This is a genomic window from Arthrobacter sp. YN, assembly GCF_002224285.1.
In the GTDB taxonomy this organism is placed as follows: domain Bacteria; phylum Actinomycetota; class Actinomycetes; order Actinomycetales; family Micrococcaceae; genus Arthrobacter.
This window is the reverse complement of record NZ_CP022436.1, coordinates 171,470-185,656: the sequence shown is the minus strand read 5'-3', so window position 1 is coordinate 185,656 and position 14,187 is coordinate 171,470. Positions and strand designations below refer to the sequence as shown.

Sequence of the window (14,187 nt, the reverse complement as noted above, 5' to 3'; positions counted from 1 at the left end):
ACACCCACAAGGGTCCAGGATCGCTCCGGAGCAACTTTTCAAACTTACCCGAACCAGCCGCACAAAGCAAACCAGAACCCGGGCCTCCCACACCAACCAGCGGCACACAAAAGCACCACCGAAACCGGCAATTTGAAGGGAGTCGGTCGCCATCTTTCCGCATCAGCGGCGGCGACTCGAATAACTTTACACGCGCCCCACCCCCACACCAAATCCACCCCAACACCACCCAAAAACCCCGCAAACACAAGGAAAACAACCCCAAAACCGCCCCAACACACCCCAAACCAACCCAAGTGAAGCCCGTCACACAACCCCACCCCACAACAACCACCGACACCACACCACCCCACCACCGCCGTCGAACCCCCAACCAAACCCAAAAGACATAAGCGAGCAACCGCCCCAAACCCGAGGGACCTGCGAGAGCCACCGTCCCAAACCCGCGGGATGTGAGCGAGCAACGACCCCAAACCCGAGGGATATGAGAGAGCGACCGCCCCAAACCCGCGGGATGTGAGCGAGCGTCGGAAGGTGGACGCTGCACGACCGACTGTCGCCACCCACTAACCAAGGGCGCCGCTCCCTAACCAAGGGCGCCACCCCCTACCAACGGCGCCACCCCGTTAACCAACAAAGCTCCCCCACCACCGTGGGAGAGCTTTGCGGGAAACCGTTAGTAGCAACCGCGGGTCAGTGACCCCCGTGTCCTCCGGCTCCGTCGGTCTTGCGCATCATGGCGCCAAGCACTACAGCAGCAACGGCGATAACAGTAGCGGCCATGAACGCAGCCTGCATGCCGGCAACCTGGTTGGAAGATGCAGAGACCACCGCATAGATGGAGACCAGCAGCGCCGTCCCGGCTGCTCCGGAAACCTGCTGTGCGGTGCTGATGATCGCCGATCCGTGCGAGTAGAGGTGCGGCGGCAGCGGGTTCAGGCCGGTGGTGAACGCCGGCGTAAAGAGCAGGGCAAGGCCAAGGCTCAGGGTGACGTGCAGGGCAATGACCCAGCCAAGCGAGCTCCCCTCGTCCAGGCGGGAGAACTGCCACAGCGTCAGGACCATGAGCACAGAACCGGAGACGGTGAGCGGCAGGGGGCCAACCTTGTCGAAAATCCGTCCAATGACCGGACCCAGCAGGCCCATGGCCAAACCGCCCGGCAGCAGTGCGAGTCCAGTCTCCAACGGCTGCAGGTGCAGGGTGTTCTGAAGGTACAGCGGCAACAGAATCACACCACCGAACAGGGCCATCATGGCTACCACCATCAGCAGCGTGGACACCGTGAACATGCGGAACTTGAAGGCACGAAGATCCAGCAGCGGGGCGTCGGACTTTTGGAGCTTGAGCTGCCGGAAAACAAACAGTGCCAGGCAGAGGACACCAATCACCAGCGCGATGACGGGAACAACGCCGGCCTCGGCGCCACCAATCTGGCTCAGACCGTAAACCAGTCCACCAAACGCGGGAACAGTGAGGATGACAGAAGGCACGTCCAGCGAGGTCTTCTCGCGCTCCCCCACATTGGTGAGGTACTTGGCGCCGATCGCGAACGCCGCCAAGGCGACCGGCAGCACGAACACGAACATGAAGCGCCAGGAGAAGTTGTCCAGGATGATGCCGGAAACGGTGGGGCCCATGGCCGGAGCAACCGAGATGGCAATGCTGACGTTGCCCATGACGGCACCGCGTTTGGACATGGGTACCAGCGTCAGGATGGTGGTCATCAGCAGCGGCAGCATGATGGCGGTGCCGCCGGCTTGAACGATGCGCGCCAGCAAAAGTACCAGGAAGCCCGGCGCCAAGGCGGCCAGCAAAGTACCACCGCTGAAGAGTCCCATGGCCAGCATGAACGCCCCTCGGGTGCTCATCCGTTGCAGGATGAAGCCGGTGGTGGGAATGACCACTGCCATGGTCAGCATGAAGCCGGTGGCCAGCCACTGCACAGTAGACGCACTCACCTGGAGATCGATCATGAGCCGCTGGAGGGCGACGTTCATGATGGTCTCGTTGAGGATCACCACGAAGGTTGCCACCAGAAGGGTGACAATCACCGTCACGGATTCACGTGACATCTTCCCGGACACCGGCGCCTGCGACGCCGGAATCTGCGGGGCCTGGTAAGGCGCTGCCTCTGCAGAGGCGACCGAACCGGACGCTCCGGATTCAGGCTTGCCGTTGGCGTCGGACGTGACGTCGGTAGACATGAGGGTTCCCCAAGGGTTGGATTTGGTGTCCGGCGATCGATGCCGGTGAAGACTAGAACAGTCTAAGGGCCTATCCAATTCCCGTCAGTAGAAAAATTCCTAACGCTAGGAGAACAACGGGGCGTTGTCGATGAGCCGCACCGGCCCCACCTTGGCCGCGATGATCGCCAGCCCTTCCCCGCGGAACGGCGTCTCCTTGCAGTTCTCGGCGAGCGGCTCCAGCGTAATGGGGTCTACGACGTCGAAATAGTCCAGTTCCACCAGCGGTTGGGATTCAACAAGCGCGACGGCGGAGTCCAGGTCCAGTGGTTCGTGCGCGTTCGCGCGGGACTCAATAAGGCGCAAAGCCCGCGACAGCACAAGGGCGGCCTCTCGTTCCTCATCGGAAAGGAACCTGTTTCGGCTTGAAAGCGCCAGGCCGTCCTCACTGCGAACGATGGGCACAGGAACGATCTCCACCGGGAAGTTCAGGTCCGAGACCATCCGCTTCACCAAAGCCAGCTGCTGCGCGTCCTTCTGGCCAAAGTAAGCCCGGTAGGCCGCCGTCGTGCCGTCAACGGCAGCACCTCCGGGAAGTCCGTAGTGCAGCAGCTTGGCCACGACAGTGAGGGCGCCGTCAAAGTGGCCGGGGCGCGAGGCGCCCTCCCACTTTTCGCCCAGCGGTCCGGAGGTTACCCGCACCAGGGGCTGGCCGCCGGGATACACCTCGTCAACGGACGGAGCGAACACCAAGTCAACGCCTTCGGCATCCAGCAGGGCCATGTCGGCGTCGAGCGTGCGTGGGTAGCGGTCCAGGTCCACGGCGTCACCGAACTGCAGCGGGTTGACGAAGATGGTGGCCACCACGACGTCGTTCTCGGCCGCGGCGGTCCGTGCCAGTGCCGCGTGGCCTGAGTGCAGGGCACCCATGGTGGGGACCAATCCCTGCGAATTGCCGCCCTTCGATGCCAGCAAGCGTGCGCTTTCGGCACGCAGTTCCGCCGCGGTGGTCACGAGTTTGATGGCCATGCTGTTCAGTGTCCTTCCGGCGACTTGGGGTCGGCACCCAAGGCATCGTCGATCTCATTCAGTTGTTCGGGCCGCAGGAGCCCGCGGTTTTCCGCCCGGCGCGCGGTGGCCCGCGCCATGGCCTGGTAGGCCGCGAGAACATCGCCGCCCGCACCGCCGTCGTACTCTTTCAGTGCCTGGGCGTGCGCCGAAACGGTACCCACATCCCCACGCGCCACGGGACCGGTCAGCGCGGATTCGCCGGAGGCAAGGGCGTTCTCCAGCGTGGCGCGCAACAGCGGACCGAGCATGGACTCCGGATTTTCGACGCCGATCTCCCGCAGCATCTGGGATGCCTGGGCCACCAGCGTGACCATATGGTTCGAGCTATGCGCGAGGGACGCGTGGTAGAGGGTGCGGTCGGCTTCGGCAATGGCCACCGGCTCGGCACCCATCTCCACCACGAGGGCCTGCGCGATCGGCAGCATGGCCGCATCCGCGGTAACACCAAAAGTGCAATCCATGAGCCGGGTCAGGTCCAGGCTCATGCCTGTGAACGTCATGGCCGGGTGCAGCGCCAGCGGGATCGCGCCCACCGCACGGACAGGGTTGAGGATTCCCACGCCGAACCGGCCGGACGTATGTGCCACCAGTTGGCCAGGCTGCCAGGCGCCCAGCTTGGCGAGCCCCGCCACCAACTCGCCGAGGGCATCGTCCGGAACAGCCAACAGCACAAGTTCCGAGCGCTCCACAATGTCCTGGATCTCCAGGACCGGAACACCGGGCAGCAGGTTTTCGGCCCGCTCACGGCTCGCCTCCGACACAGCAGAAACCCCGACGACGGCGTGCTCGGCCGCGCGCAAAGCGGCACCCAACACGGCACCCACCTTGCCGGCGCCGATAATTCCGACTCCGAGTCGTCCTGGCCTAGCCATCGTGGCGGTCCTCCTGTTGTGGTGAAGTGTGGGGGTGTTCCTGCTGGATTGGCCGGGCCGGCTGCGCGGATTGTGCCGGCTGGGGCGGCTGTTCCGCTGTGGCTGGGACCTCCGCTGCGGCTGCAACCTCCGGAGCCTGCGGTGCCACCTGCGCCAGCCACTGCTCGCTCGTCTGCCGTTTCCGGGCTTCGCGGGCGCGGGCAGCCTGTTGGTCGAAGAGCTCCACGGCCTGCGCGGCATCAGCTTGGAACACTCGGGGAGAAACAGGTCCGGCGGTGGTGTGGAGGACAAGGTCGGCCACTCCGAAGCGGCGGGCCAGCGGCCCCTGATGGAGCGCCATGGACTGCGTCCGCTGATGCGGCACAATAACCAGCGTGTGCCACCAACGGCCGGATCGGATCAACAGCGCCGTGCGCGTGGCAAGGAATCCGTTGCGGCGCCGGCCAAGCGGAGCCAGCAGCCGTGCGCGGCGGGGTGTGGTGACAAAATCATCGGTCGGGGCGGCATCGGGCCCGGCCGGAGCCAGCCCATCCAGTCCGGCCGTGAAGACGCCCTCCGGGTCCTCGACTCCCGGATCCGGCAGCACCAAAGACATCATCCGCAGGACATCGGGCTTCATTCCGACGGGCAGCAGCATGGTGCGGGCGGCACCCTCGGTACTGCCCGACACCCCATAACCCGCCACATTGACGTGCATCCGGTACCAGCCGAAGATCCTCCAGAGAGGCGGCTGCGTCACCATGACTGCCTGGATGCGTCCGGGAGGCAGGGTCTGCGCCTGGGTATCCAGAAGACCGTATCGAAGGCGGATACCGTCCGGCGAAATGGCTGCCGTGAAGTTATAGCCCTTGTTGAAGGAGTTCCAGTACGCGGCACCGATGCCCAGGATGCCGGGGATGAGCGCCAGGAACAGCGTCTGGTTCTCCGTGAAAACGGAGACAGCCACCACCACGGCGGCACCGATCAGGATGCCGACGGTTTGCTCGCTCAGCACCAACGACCCGATGAGCCGTGCCGGGGGCACAGACAGCACCACATGCTCGGGCGCCTCAGGAATTTCCTCCTCCTTACCAGGCTCGCTGACAACGCCCGCGGCCCGCGCAAGGATGGTGGCGCGCAGTTGCTTCGCCTGGGCGAGCGGAAGGTAAGCGAGCCGCACCGCCGACTCGCCGGCGTCGGCCACTTCAAACTTGAGTTCAGCGAGGCCAAAGATCCGCGCCAAAAGCGGCTGAACAATGTCGATGGCCTGGACACGGTCCAATCTGGCCTGCCGCTGTTGCTTGAACAGGAAACCGGTGTTGACTCGCACGTACCCTTCGGCCACCTGGTAACGCGTGAAGTACCAGCTCAGGATGAAGCTGCCCACCGTCAGCAGCAGCACCACGGCGCCGCCGGCCAAAAGCCACGGCACCCGGCCGTTCAGGTTCGGATCCAGAAAATCCCTGCCCTGCAACATGCGTTCGAAAGCGTCACGGCCAAAGAAGAACCCGACGGCGGCCAGCGCCACCCAGCCGCGAACGAAAGGTGACGCCGGGTGGACGCGGTTCCAGTCGCCGTCGACCTTTGCTTCCGGTTGATCCGGCAGGCTCACCGCCGCGCTGTCTTCCGGGCTCACAGCCCGGCCAGCCTGGCTTCTCCGCGTGCCGAAAGCTGTTCGCGCAACCGTGCGCCTTCCTCAGCGGGAAGACCCGGCAGGTGCGCGTTGGTTCCGGTCGATGCCGTGTGGAGTTTGAGCGTGCACAGTCCCAAGCTGCGTTCAACCGGTCCAACCGCAACGTCCACATACTGCATCCGGCCGTAGGGAACCACCATGGTGCGCTGGAAGAAAATGCCGCGGCGGATGAGGAGGTCGTCGTCGCGTTCTGCGTAGCCGATGGCGCGCACTTGGCGGGGAATCAACACCAGCCGCCACAGCGCCAGGACGAACATCACCGCAGGAACAGTAATGGCGAGCCACAACGGAGGCCAGCGCCACCAACCCAGCAGAACGAAAATGAGCGGCAGGCTGAGGACCGCCAACATCAGCACGTTGCCGATGGCCCATTCCACCAAGCGCACGGTGACGTACTTCGGCGAAACCCGAAGCCACTGGACGTCGGGAGGATCAATCGCCTCGGTATGCATACTCGCCTTCGCCCTTGGTTTCGCCGCGACGGGTCCCCGGTCCGGCAGTGCCACTTTCAAGATCCTCGGGTGGAATCCGGCAGAAACGCTCCACCACGAGCCCAACCACCACCATCACCACGCCACCGCCGCCCATCAGCAGCGCGTTCCACAGTATTCCTTCGCCGCCGCGCAAGCTGCCGATGCGGAGGAGGTCCATCGAAATTCCGGCATGCCAGCCAAGGAGCAAGGTTCCCGCATAGGCGCAGGCCTGGGCAAGGATCAACGTCCTGGCCGCCAGAATCGGATTGAGCAGGTTCTTCTTTTTGCCGTTGCGCCAGCGCAGCACGCGAATGCCCATGATCAGGGTGAGGCCGGCGATAACGGCCATGGTCACCAGCGCGGATACCGGCAGGACCGGGGTAGGCATGCTGAAGCGGTTCGTGGTGGCAGTTGCCAACCAGCCAATGACCGCAGCGATGACGGCGATGAGCACCAGAACCACCGGGCGCATTGCTTTCATGGCTGTTCCACCGCTCCCGTCGCAGGCACGCCGGCGACGTCGCCATAACCATCGAAACGCCGGATATCCGGCATATCAGCGGCGACGGCGGCCAACTCAGCAACACTGCGCCCGTTCAACTGTGCGTGCGGTTCCAACAACGACCACGGATAGAGCACGAAAGCGCGCTCAGCTGCCCGGGGATGGGGAATGGTCAGAACCGGATCATCGCTGGTGACGTCACCGAACACGATCACGTCCACATCCAGCGTCCTGGGACCCCAGCGAACCTCGCGCGTACGGTGGTGCTGCTGTTCGACGTCGTGGCAATGCTTCAAGAGTTCCAGCGGGGTCAGTGTGGTTTCCACGGCCATGACCATGTTCAAGAAGTCCGGCTGCCCTTCCGGGCCGCCGACTGCCTTGGTCTGCACCACCGGGGAAACTCCAAGGAGCCGCACCTCCGGCGGATCCACCAAGGCCGCAACCGCAGTGGAAAGGGTGTCGTTGCGCTCCCCCAAGTTGCTGCCGAGGGCCAGGATGGCCTTGGTGTAGCCGGATGTCATGATCGCTCCCGGTGCACACTGACAGTAACGTCGTCAAACGGCACCTCAATGGGGGCCTTGGGCTTGTGGACGGTGACGTCGACGGCGGCCACGCTGTAGTTCGCGAGGATGCCCTCCGCAATCCTGACGGCCAGGCCCTCAATCAGGTTCAAGGGCTCGCCCTCGATGTGCCGGGTGATCAGCTCGGCAACTTCACCGTAGTGCGCTGTGTACTGCAGGTCATCTGTCTCCGCGGCCTTGGTGAAATCCGTGTGGAGCACGGCATCCACCACGAAAGGCTGGCCGTCACGGCGCTCGAAATCGAACACTCCGTGATAACCGACGGCGGTGACGCCGGTCAGCGTGATCCTGTCCACAGCGTTTCCTATCAGCGTGCGATGCGGGCGGCGACCTTGACGGCGTCAAGGCTGGGGCCGACGTCGTGGACGCGGACAGCCCAAGCGCCCTTGGTGGCGCTCAAAGCGGTGATTGCAGCGGTGGCAGCATCGCGTTCCAGCGGAGCAGCCGATTTGCCCGCAACCGTGAGCAGCGAACCGAGGAACCGCTTGCGGGAAGCAGCCACCATCACCTTGTGGCCCAGCCCGAAGAGCTGATCAAGGTTCTTGAGGATTTCCCAGTTCTGGTCCTCGTTCTTGGAGAAACCGACTCCGGGATCAATGATGATCTGTTCCGGGGCAACGCCCGCTGCGTACAACTTGTCGCGGACGCCGCTGAGTTCAGCCACCACGTCCTGGGTCACGTTGTTGTAGTCCGTCAGACTGTCCATGGTCATGGCGTCGCCGCGGCGGTGCGTGAGGATGTACGGAACCTTGGTCCGGGCCACCAGCTCAGGCATACCGGGCTCGATGGTCAGGCCGGAAACATCGTTGATGATGGCCGCACCAGCCTCCACGGCTGCGGCGGCCGTGGACGTGTGCATCGTGTCGATGCTGACCAGCGCGCCAGCCTTGACCAACGCCTGGATCACCGGAATGACACGGCGCTGTTCTTCTTCCGGGGAAACCGGTTCGGCGCCGGAGCGCGTGGACTCGCCACCGACGTCGATGATGTCCGCGCCGGCGTAGAACATGCGCAAGCCGAGCGCGATGGCCGTGTCCGGTGTCCGGTGGGTGCCGCCGTCGCTAAAGGAATCCGGGGTGACATTGAGGATTCCCATGACGAGCGTGCGGTCCGTTGGCAGGTCCTCGAACCTGGCCGCGGGCCGCGGCTTACGGAGAACCGGCAGCGGGCTTGTGGCCGGGCCGGTTCCGGGTGCTGCAGCGAGGGAGTCCATAGTGCTTACCTTCCGAGTATGAGGCTCATGGCCTCGGCGCGGGTGGCCGGGTCATGGAGTTGACCGCGCACCGCACTGGTGACGGTCTTTGCGCCGGGCTTGCGGATGCCGCGCATGGACATACACATGTGTTCACATTCGACGACGACAATCGCACCACGCGGGTTGAGGTGCTTCACCAGCGCCTCAACGATCTGCGTAGTGAGGCGCTCCTGCACCTGCGGCCGGCGTGCGTAGATGTCGACCAACCGCGCCAGCTTGCTCAGGCCTGTCACCTTCCCGTCATGTGACGGAATGTAACCGACATGTGCCACTCCGTGGAACGGCACCAAGTGGTGCTCGCACGTCGAGTAGAAGGGGATGTCCTTGACCAGGACAAGCTCTTCATGATCGAGGTCGAACGTGGTGGAAAGGACATCCGCCGGGTGCTGGTGGAGCCCTGCGAAAACCTCGGCGTACGCCTTCGCCACGCGCTTGGGCGTGTCCTGGAGGCCGCCACGGTCAGGGTCTTCACCAATAGCCAGGAGGATCTCGCGGACCGCCGCTTCAATGCGCGGACGGTCTACTTTATGGGCGTGCTTGGAGCCCGCGGCGGAACCGTGGGCGGCGGCGAGGTCGTCGTCGTCGTCGAAATGAGTCACGGCAGATAGCTTAGCCGTGATGCGTGGAGTCGTTGCCGCCGTCAGGTCGCGGTGCCTGGAAGGAGTCCTGGCTGCTGACCCCCTGGGCATGCGGAGCGACGACGTCCAGCGGTTCGTCCAGACGCGCCTGCTTGGCTTCCTCCTGGGCTTCCCGTTCAGCCTTTTCTGCCCGGCTTTCCACGGGCGGGATGGACTGGACCGGACGGGATTCCTTGGACAGCCAGATCTCGCGGAAATCGCGCTTCCGGATGTCGTGGAAGATCTCGGCAATCTCAGCCTGGTTCAAGGTTTCCCGCTCCAGGAGTTCCAGTGCCAGACGGTCCAGGACGTCCCGGTTTTCCGTGAGGATGGCGTAGGCCTCGTCGTGGGCCTGGTCAATGAGGCGGCGCACTTCCTCGTCCACCACGTAGGCGATCTGGTCGGAGAAGTTGCGCTCCTGTGCGGCGTCGCGGCCGAGGAACGGCTCGCCGCCACCCTGGCCCAGCTTGACCGCGCCAACGCGTTCGCTCATGCCGTACTGCGTGACCATCTTGCGGGCCGTGGAAGTTGCCTTCTCGATGTCATTGGAAGCACCGGTGGAGGGGTCGTGGAAGACGATTTCCTCAGCGACGCGGCCGCCCATGGCATAGGCCATCTGGTCCAGCAGTTCATTACGGGTGATCGAGTACTTGTCGTCCTCAGGAATCACCATGGTGTAGCCGAGTGCGCGGCCACGGGGAAGGATGGTGATCTTGGTGACCGGTGCCGAGTTGCGCAAAGCAGCGGCAACCAAAGCGTGCCCACCTTCGTGGTACGCGGTGATCTTGCGTTCAAGTTCCTTCATGACGCGGCTGCGCTTCTGCGGGCCGGCCATGACACGGTCGATTGCCTCATCCAGGGCGCGGTCGTCAATCAGGTTGGCGTTGGAACGCGCGGTAAGAAGTGCGGCCTCGTTCAGGACGTTGGCCAGGTCAGCACCCGTGTAACCCGGGGTCTTCTTGGCGACAGCCTTGAGGTCGATCCCCTGCGCCATGGGCTTGCCCTTGGCGTGAACGTTCAGGATCTGCTCGCGGCCGATCATATCCGGGGCTTCCACGGTGATCTGGCGGTCGAAGCGGCCCGGGCGCAGCAACGCGGGGTCCAGGACGTCCGGGCGGTTGGTGGCAGCGATGAGGATGACGTTGGTCTTGACGTCGAAGCCGTCCATCTCCACGAGGAGCTGGTTCAGCGTCTGCTCACGCTCATCGTTGCCGCCGCCGATACCGGCGCCACGGTGACGTCCAACGGCGTCGATCTCATCCACGAAGATGATGGCGGGAGAGCTGGCCTTGGCCTGCTCAAACAAGTCACGGACGCGGGAAGCACCCACGCCGACGAACATTTCAACAAAGTCCGAGCCGGAGATGGAGAAGAAGGGAACGCCGGCTTCGCCGGCAACAGCGCGGGCAAGCAGCGTCTTACCGGTACCTGGAGGACCGTAAAGCAGCACGCCCTTGGGGATCTTGGCGCCAACAGCCTGGAACTTGGCCGGTTCCTGGAGGAACTCCTTGATTTCCTGGAGCTCTTCCACAGCTTCGTCAGCACCGGCAACGTCAGAGAAGGTCACCTGCGGCATGTCCTTATTGACCAGCTTGGCCTTGGACTTGCCGAACTGCATCACCTTGGAGCCGCCACCCTGCATGCGGGAAAGCAGGAACCAGAACAGCACACCGAGGAGCAGCACCGGGATGAGCAGCGAGAACAGGCCGGAGAACCAGTTGTTCTCGATCGGCTGGTCCGTGAAGCCCTTTTCCGGGTTGGCGTTGGTGACTGCCTTCACCACATCCGGACCACGGTCCGTGACGTAGAAGAACTGAACGTTCTTGCCCTTGTCCTGGCCGTCCAGGTTCAGGTTGTCCTTAAGCACCAGGTCAACGCGGTTCTCGGCGTCGAAAATCTTGGCCTGCTCAACCTTCCCGCTTTGGGAAAGGAGTTCCAGGCCTTCCTTGGTGTCAATGCGCGTTGAACCGCCCGGAGCCAGTGTTGCGAATGCCACCAGGAGCAAGCCAACGACGACAACAATCCAGATGCCCGGGCCCTTGAAGAAACTCTTAGCTTTCATCTGATCGGGGTTTTGCCCCGTCCCTCCTGGTAGTGCTGCAAGGCGCAACTTCTGCGCGCGAGTGGTGCTGCTTCAGTTTCAAGCTATACACCGTTCCCAGTAATTCACGCACCGGAAAGTCCAAAAGTTCCCTCTGGGCGTACACAGGATACTCGCCTCGAGGGCGCTGGGACAGGGGTTTACGCTTGGTGGGCAGGGCACCACCTTGGTTACTTCCGAGTGCTCTCGATGCTGCTTGGTCAGGCTGCGACCGGAAGCACCAGCAAATAACCAGCGGGCAGGTCAGTGCTCCAACGCCGGGGCTCACGGACCACAAACTGTGGGGCCAACTGTTCCGGCGTAAGCAGACTGTTTGGCTCCGGAGAAGGGCCCCACTGCCCACTGCCGTGTGGATAGAGCGGATCCAGGACACGAATCCCCGTTACCTGGAACTCCGGGAACTGAGCGGGATCCCCCATGGACTCAAAGCCACTCATCACCCAGGCATGCCGGCCGCTCCACATGACCAGCCCCACCGGTCGCCCTGTTTCGGCTATGGCGCGCGCCGCCGTCTGCAGCGTGTCCTCATAGGTTGCGACGCTGACCACCGAGTAAGGGCCCAATCCAACCTCAGTCAACACCTGCGCCCAGCCCCGGGGGTTGGCACCGTTGAATGAATTCGATGACCGCGCACGGGCCATCTCCCACAGCTCACTTTGCTGTGCGGAGGACGCCCAGGTTGCGCCTCTGGTGTCATCAATAAGGTTGTGTGCCATTTGGATGCTCGCGGCCACACACCAGTCAAAGGTGTACTGCGGGACGAAGTCACCCTCTTGGTAGAGGTTCAGGGCAAAAGCCTGAGGCACAGCGGGCGGAGGGGCGGGCTGCGGCGGTACAGGAGTCTCTGTGGCGCTCGGTGACGGGGCCGCTTCAAGGTGGCCTGTTGCCGGCGCAGCAGAAGCGGACGCGATTGGTTGACCGGAACCGGGCTCAGCGAGATCGACCGCAGGAGTGCAGGCCGTGAGGAGAGTCGCCATGACGGCGAGCCACGCCAGAAGACGGGCAGGGGCACCGGTCATGGTCCAGTTTAGCGCGAGGGGTTGGCGCGGCGGCAGGTTCAGGAACCCAACAACCGCACCCACACCCGCCGGGCGCACCCCATAAACGCAAACACCGCACCCACACCCGCCACACGCACCAGAGGTTACAGGTGCAAAGAGCGGAAAAGGGCGCGGCGGCGTGAAGCGAAGAAGAGCGCTTACTCGTAAACGTGCGGGGCCAAGGTGCCCACGAAGTCGAGGTTGCGGTACTTTTCGGCGTAGTCGAGGCCGTAGCCCACCACGAACTCGTTGGGGATGTCGTAGCCAACGTACTTAACGTCGATCTCCACCTTCGCGGCGGTCGGCTTGCGGAAGGCCGTGCAGATCTCGACGCTGGCCGTGCCACGGGACTCGAGGTTGGACTTGAGCCAGGAAAGGGTCAGTCCGGAATCGATGATGTCCTCAACAATCAGGACGTCCTTGCCCATGAGGTCGGTGTCGAGGTCCTTGAGGATCCGGACAACGCCGGAAGACTGGGTACCGGAACCGTAGGACGAGACAGCCATCCAGTCCATGCTGACATGGCTGTGCAGTGCGCGCGCCAGGTCAGCCATGACCATGACAGCACCCTTGAGGACACCGACGACCAAGATGTCGCGGCCCTCGTAGTCCTTGTCGATCTGCGCTGCGAGTTCCGCGATGCGCGTTTGGATCTGCTCTTTGGTGTAAAGAACGTGCTTGAGATCTGCCTGGACGTCGTTTGAATCCACCAATGGCTCCTGTTTTGATGCTCGGGTGCGGCTACTGTTGGGACGGTTTCTGATGCCGGAATACTAGCTTCCCACAGCGCGCGGCTTCGCGGGGACCGGCGCCGGCCGAATCACGCGCACTACTGGCAGCCGGAGCGCCGGCGGACACCGAACGCTCATGCTCCAAATCGCTGAGGGACAAACGGTAAACACTGACGTGGCCGGGGAGTTCCACAGGCCCGGCTGACCCTTGGCGTCGAAGCAGCGCTTCCGCAGCTTGGAGGCGCCCGTAGCCGGGTTGTTGACCCCCGACGTCGGCGGCAGCCTTCGCGATGACACGGAACCTGAGCGCTGCCGGCAGCTCACGTACGGCGTCTTCGGGAAGCCATGCGTCGCCGTCTTCGCGCTGGACAAGTGAGAGATAGGTCTCGTTGGCCAGATCTTCAAGGAAATCGGCGTCCTGCTGCAGGATTGCGGCGGTCCGGGCAAGCGACTCAGCGACCCCCGGCCCCAGCTTCTCTTCCAGGACAGGCATGACTTCCACTCGGGTCCGGGACCTGGCAAAGGACGGGTCGGCGTTGCTGGGATCGTGCCAAGGGGAAAGTTCCTCGACCTCGCAGATTTCCACGGTCTCGGCTCTGCGAAGGCCCAGGAAGGGGCGGAGAAGGCGACCACGGGCAGGCCTCATCCCCGCCAAGGATCGAGTCCCTGAACCACGGGCCAAGCCCAGCAACACCTGCTCGGCCTGGTCGTCCAGGGTGTGGCCCAGAAGGATCGCATCACATTCCAGGTCCTCAGCAGCAGATTCCAACGCAGCATGGCGGGCATCCCTGGCCGCAGCCTCGGGGCCGAACCCAGTGGCCGCGACTTCCACAGCGCGCACTTCCACCGGAGACAGACCCAGATCGCGCAACACCGCGGCAGTCCGGGAGGCGACCTCTGCAGAACCTGGCTGCAACTGATGATCCACCACCACACCGGCAACAGCTACCGGATGACCATCGACGTGGCCACGCCGGCCGAAGTACGCGGCTATGGCTGCCAAAGCCAACGAATCCGGCCCACCGCTGCAGGCTACGAGCACCCGCTGGGGGTAACCCGCGGAGGCCAAGGCGTTCTGCAACTGTTTG

The 14,187-nt window shown here is 63.7% G+C and carries 14 protein-coding genes; all 14 read right to left on the bottom strand.

Annotated features, from left to right (window positions below):
• Positions 1-693: 693 nt before the first annotated feature.
• Positions 694-2,205, bottom strand: a complete 1,512-nt coding sequence (locus tag CGK93_RS00935; protein ID WP_089593204.1) for a DHA2 family efflux MFS transporter permease subunit — start codon at positions 2,203-2,205, stop codon at positions 694-696.
• 105 nt (positions 2,206-2,310) lie between these two features.
• Complete coding sequence (gene panC / locus CGK93_RS00930; protein WP_089593203.1) at positions 2,311-3,213, bottom strand: pantoate--beta-alanine ligase; 903 nt, start codon at positions 3,211-3,213, stop codon at positions 2,311-2,313.
• Between the two features lie 5 nt (positions 3,214-3,218).
• Positions 3,219-4,127 (bottom strand): Rossmann-like and DUF2520 domain-containing protein, encoded by a 909-nt coding sequence (locus CGK93_RS00925; protein WP_089593202.1) that lies wholly within the window; start codon positions 4,125-4,127, stop codon positions 3,219-3,221.
• Complete coding sequence (locus CGK93_RS00920; protein WP_089593201.1) at positions 4,120-5,742, bottom strand: PH domain-containing protein; 1,623 nt, start codon at positions 5,740-5,742, stop codon at positions 4,120-4,122. The genes CGK93_RS00925 and CGK93_RS00920 overlap by 8 nt, the downstream gene beginning before the upstream one ends.
• On the bottom strand, positions 5,739-6,251 hold the full coding sequence (locus CGK93_RS00915; RefSeq protein ID WP_089593200.1) for a PH domain-containing protein: 513 nt from the start codon (positions 6,249-6,251) through the stop codon (positions 5,739-5,741). Before CGK93_RS00915 ends, CGK93_RS00920 begins: the two co-directional genes overlap by 4 nt.
• Entirely contained in the window at positions 6,232-6,753 is a 522-nt protein-coding gene (locus tag CGK93_RS00910; RefSeq protein ID WP_089593199.1) for a DUF3180 domain-containing protein, read from the bottom strand. The genes CGK93_RS00915 and CGK93_RS00910 overlap by 20 nt, the downstream gene beginning before the upstream one ends.
• On the bottom strand, positions 6,750-7,295 hold the full coding sequence (gene folK, locus CGK93_RS00905; protein WP_089593198.1) for a 2-amino-4-hydroxy-6-hydroxymethyldihydropteridine diphosphokinase: 546 nt from the start codon (positions 7,293-7,295) through the stop codon (positions 6,750-6,752). The genes CGK93_RS00910 and folK overlap by 4 nt, the downstream gene beginning before the upstream one ends.
• Positions 7,292-7,651, bottom strand: coding sequence for a dihydroneopterin aldolase (folB, locus tag CGK93_RS00900; RefSeq protein ID WP_089593197.1), 360 nt, complete (start codon positions 7,649-7,651; stop codon positions 7,292-7,294). Before folB ends, folK begins: the two co-directional genes overlap by 4 nt.
• An 11-nt stretch (positions 7,652-7,662) precedes the next feature.
• Positions 7,663-8,568: a dihydropteroate synthase gene (folP, locus tag CGK93_RS00895; RefSeq protein WP_089593196.1), complete on the bottom strand. Its 906-nt coding sequence runs from the start codon at positions 8,566-8,568 to the stop codon at positions 7,663-7,665.
• A 5-nt stretch (positions 8,569-8,573) separates the two neighbouring features.
• Entirely contained in the window at positions 8,574-9,209 is a 636-nt protein-coding gene (gene folE, locus CGK93_RS00890) for a GTP cyclohydrolase I FolE (RefSeq protein ID WP_089593195.1), read from the bottom strand.
• Positions 9,210-9,219: 10 nt separating this feature from the next.
• Positions 9,220-11,289, bottom strand: coding sequence for an ATP-dependent zinc metalloprotease FtsH (gene ftsH, locus CGK93_RS00885; protein ID WP_089593194.1), 2,070 nt, complete (start codon positions 11,287-11,289; stop codon positions 9,220-9,222).
• 239 nt (positions 11,290-11,528) lie between these two features.
• Entirely contained in the window at positions 11,529-12,347 is an 819-nt protein-coding gene (locus tag CGK93_RS00880) for a hypothetical protein (RefSeq protein ID WP_089597085.1), read from the bottom strand.
• A 179-nt stretch (positions 12,348-12,526) separates the two neighbouring features.
• Positions 12,527-13,078: a hypoxanthine phosphoribosyltransferase gene (gene hpt / locus CGK93_RS00875; RefSeq protein WP_026540856.1), complete on the bottom strand. Its 552-nt coding sequence runs from the start codon at positions 13,076-13,078 to the stop codon at positions 12,527-12,529.
• A 31-nt stretch (positions 13,079-13,109) separates the two neighbouring features.
• A complete protein-coding gene (tilS, locus tag CGK93_RS00870) occupies positions 13,110-14,180 on the bottom strand; it encodes a tRNA lysidine(34) synthetase TilS (protein WP_089597083.1) in 1,071 nt (356 codons plus the stop codon).
• Between the last annotated feature and the right edge of the window lie 7 nt (positions 14,181-14,187).

Coding starts and splice junctions, on each gene's coding strand:
- CGK93_RS00935 (WP_089593204.1), bottom strand. CDS start 2,205: ATGTCTACCGACGTCACGTCCGACGCCAACGGCAAGCCTGAATCCGGA.
- panC (WP_089593203.1), bottom strand. CDS start 3,213: ATGGCCATCAAACTCGTGACCACCGCGGCGGAACTGCGTGCCGAAAGC.
- CGK93_RS00925 (WP_089593202.1), bottom strand. CDS start 4,127: ATGGCTAGGCCAGGACGACTCGGAGTCGGAATTATCGGCGCCGGCAAG.
- CGK93_RS00915 (WP_089593200.1), bottom strand. CDS start 6,251: ATGCATACCGAGGCGATTGATCCTCCCGACGTCCAGTGGCTTCGGGTT.
- CGK93_RS00910 (WP_089593199.1), bottom strand. CDS start 6,753: ATGAAAGCAATGCGCCCGGTGGTTCTGGTGCTCATCGCCGTCATCGCT.
- folK (WP_089593198.1), bottom strand. CDS start 7,295: ATGACATCCGGCTACACCAAGGCCATCCTGGCCCTCGGCAGCAACTTG.
- folP (WP_089593196.1), bottom strand. CDS start 8,568: ATGGACTCCCTCGCTGCAGCACCCGGAACCGGCCCGGCCACAAGCCCG.
- ftsH (WP_089593194.1), bottom strand. CDS start 11,289: ATGAAAGCTAAGAGTTTCTTCAAGGGCCCGGGCATCTGGATTGTTGTC.
- CGK93_RS00880 (WP_089597085.1), bottom strand. CDS start 12,347: ATGACCGGTGCCCCTGCCCGTCTTCTGGCGTGGCTCGCCGTCATGGCG.